1 protein-coding gene is annotated in these 343 nt (G+C 48.7%); it reads right to left on the bottom strand.

Features of this window, described 5'->3' with window-relative positions; translation table 11 throughout:
* A partial coding sequence (locus A3756_RS05480; protein WP_197481192.1) for a TonB-dependent receptor occupies positions 1-343 on the bottom strand: 343 nt, incomplete at both ends.

Genomic DNA, 343 nt, shown 5'->3' with positions numbered 1-343 from the left:
GCTGGAGTCGTAGCGAAGGCCGGCTTCTACTGTTAAGTGATCAGTAACACTAAATGCAGCACTGGTATAGGGTGACACGGCGAAGTAATTCACGTCGTAGTCATAAATAGAGCCCTCAGCGACACTACTTCCCCAGCCACTGGGCACATAGTCAAAGGTTTGCTCATAGCTTCGACTAGACTTGGTATATTCAAGGTCGGCTCCAAAAGTCCAGCGGAGGCTATCTAGGCTATAGTCGGCTTTGAACATGAGGCCAAGCGTTTTTTGCTGGCTATCATTCTCAGGAAGGTTTCCCTGCCAAGTTGCTACATACTGGTTCCGGTTTGTTCTCAAGTACGCAATG

The organism is Oleiphilus sp. HI0086 (assembly GCF_001635225.1).
This window is presented reverse-complemented; position numbering and strand designations above follow the sequence as displayed.